Origin of the sequence: Nonomuraea mesophila (assembly GCF_004352805.1) — a bacterium.
Taxonomy (GTDB): Bacteria; Actinomycetota; Actinomycetes; order Streptosporangiales; family Streptosporangiaceae; genus Nonomuraea; species Nonomuraea longispora.
The window spans coordinates 1-2,558 of record NZ_SMLD01000353.1 but is presented as its reverse complement, the minus strand read 5'-3'; the positions used below and the strand labels follow the sequence as shown (position 1 = coordinate 2,558).

At 68.6% G+C, this 2,558-nt stretch carries 1 protein-coding gene; it reads right to left on the bottom strand.

The window, feature by feature from the left end; genetic code table 11:
* Positions 1-77: 77 nt before the first annotated feature.
* A complete protein-coding gene (locus E1295_RS47925) occupies positions 78-2,174 on the bottom strand; it encodes a recombinase family protein (RefSeq protein ID WP_220449271.1) in 2,097 nt (698 codons plus the stop codon).
* Positions 2,175-2,558: the final 384 nt, after the last annotated feature.

The window sequence follows — 2,558 nt, the reverse complement described above, 5'->3', positions numbered from 1 at the left end:
TACAAGCAACTGCTGGAGGTGGAGATCTGTCAAGCACAATGCACCGATAACTACAGCCTGGCGTATAGAGCGGGTGTTCAGCTGTCGGTGACTGGTTCGTCGGGTGGGGAAGCGTTCGTCTGCTGCCAGCGTCTGCGGTTGTGGTAGCCGTGAGGCAGGGCCCGAAGGGCGCGCAGCCGGTCGAGTTCGGCGGCGTCTGCTGTGACGATCCAGAGTCTGGTGCCGGGTTCTTGGTGAGCGGTGACCCAGCCGCGGCGGATCCAGTTGTAGAGGGTGACCGGCGGCATGGCCAGCTCGCGGGCGAGTTCGGCGGACCACCAGGCATGGCGGCCGGGCGGGCGGCGCGTGGGCCAGGTGCGGCCCGGCTGGTCGGTGGTGGTGCGCAGGCGGCGGACCAGGTCGCGGATGGCCTGGGCGCCGAAGGTGGCGAACCGTTTGGGAGGGCGTAAGCCTTCGGCATTAAGCCGGTCGGCGATCCGGGCGCTGGTCAGGCCGGCGTCGTCGAGCTGCAGGACCAGCTCGGCCAGGCGCGGGTAGTACGACAGTTGCTCCAGCCGGGCGACGGGGCGGACGAAGTCGCCGGTGGTGGTGTGTCCGCCTGCCCAGGTGATCTGGGCGGTGACCTGCTCGGATTCACCGTGGACAGTGACGGTGACGGCCTCGATGATGGTGCGCAGGAGCTGCTTGCGATCGGCGTTGGAGGTGGTGTCGGCATGCCACAGCGCTGGAAGATCTGCGGCCAGCGCGCGGATCTGCTCGCGCTCGGCGGCCGACAGCAGCAGCGGCCGGGTGGCCAGGAACCGGTCGTGGTCCTCGCGCAGGTTCTCCAGTTCGGCCAGCGCCTGTTCCCAGTCGCGTTCCAGCTGCCGCACCACCAGGCGGTTTTCCGGCTCGGCCAGCTGATATTGGCGCCGAGCCCGGTCGGCGGCATAGGCGGCGCGCTCCAGCCGCTGCCGCCACAGCTTCTCCAGCCGGGCACGGTCGGCCTCGATCTGCTCGGCGGCGCGCAGCGACACCTCCAACGCCGCCGGAGCGATCATCTGAAGCAATTGGCCGGTGACATGCGCGTCCACACACGGACCTGCCAGCTGCTGGCAGCGCGGCCCGCCGCGGTCGGCGTACTCGCGTACACACACGTAGTTGTGCAGCGAGTCGTCGCCGCGGCGATGGTATTGGACGATCATCCGGTGGCCGCAGCGGCCGCACCGGATCACCCCGACCAGCAGGGCGCGGCCGCTGCGGGCCGCGCCCGCCGACTCCGCGCGGGCCCGGTTGGCCGCCATCCGCTCCAGGTTGCGCTCATACCGCGCAGCGCTGATGTAGGCGGGCACCCGGTCCGGCAAGACGACCTGCCACTGTTGCCTCGGCACCGTCACCCGCCCGGTGAACGGGCGACCGGGAACCTTCTTGCGATGATCGACACCGCTTCGGCCGTAGGCATAGATCCCGGCGTAGATCGGGTTGTGCAGGATGTTGGTCAGCGTCATCCGGTTCGGGCGACGCCAGGCAAGCTCGCCCTGATCGACTCCTTCTCGCAGCCGGATCCCCAGCTGGATCCGATGCTCGACCAGGTAGGCCAGGACCGCGTTGATCGTGCCGAGTTCGTCGAACAGCTCGAAGATGAGCCTGATGACGGTCTGGACCTGCTCGTCGGGGTCCTTGACCACCTCTCCCGAGGGGCGCAGCACATAGCCGGTCGGCACCGAGAAGAACAACTCGCCGCGCTGGGCCTTGGCCAGCCGTCCCGCCGCCATCCGCTGTTTGATCAGGTGGAGTTCCGCCTCCGACATGGTGCCCTTCAGCCCGAGCAGCAGCCGGTCGTTGTACTGAGCCGGATCATAGATCCCGTCGCTGTCGCCGAGCAGCGTTCCCGCCAACGCGCACAGCTCCATCAACTGATACCAGTCCCGGCCCGAGCGGGCCAGCCGGGAGACCTCTACCCCGAGCACGATCCCCACATGTCCGAGCCCGACCTCGCTCACCAGTTCGGCGAATCCCGGCCGTCCCTGCGCGCTGGCGCCGGACATGCCCAGGTCGGCGTCGATTACCTTGACCCGCGCCGCTGCCCAGCCCAGCGCCACCGCCCGGTCCACCAGCGCGTACTGGACCCGGGCCGACTCGGTGTGCTCAAGCACCTGGCGGCGGGTCGACTGGCGCACGTACACCACTGCCATCCGGTCGGTGTGCTCGCGCCTCACCTTGGCCGGAAACCCTGGGGATGTGTTCGCCTGCCTGCTCATCGGGGCCGCCGGTCAGACTCGTCGCCGGGCGGGATAACCGTCGCTCCACCAGCAGCGCCAGCATCCGAATCGCCGCAATCCGACTCGTTTCGGGCAAATCGCCCCATCCGATGGGTGAGGAGGTCGTCGGCCGGGTCGTGGAGAGCCCGGCTCGCCCTCCGATCGCCGACTGACGGTGATGCCGCACCCCCTTCCCGCGGGGCGCTCTGCTCCTTGAGCCGCTGGGCGACAGCCACCAACTCCAGCAGACCTTCGATGCCAATCATCGCAGCTCCAGGCCCTAACAGCTATATAGGTGCACTGTAGAAAGCTGCTTGA

Bases quoted from the DNA above. Each gene is read 5' to 3' on its own strand.
- E1295_RS47925 (WP_220449271.1), bottom strand. From the start codon at position 2,174: ATGGCAGTGGTGTACGTGCGCCAGTCGACCCGCCGCCAGGTGCTTGAG.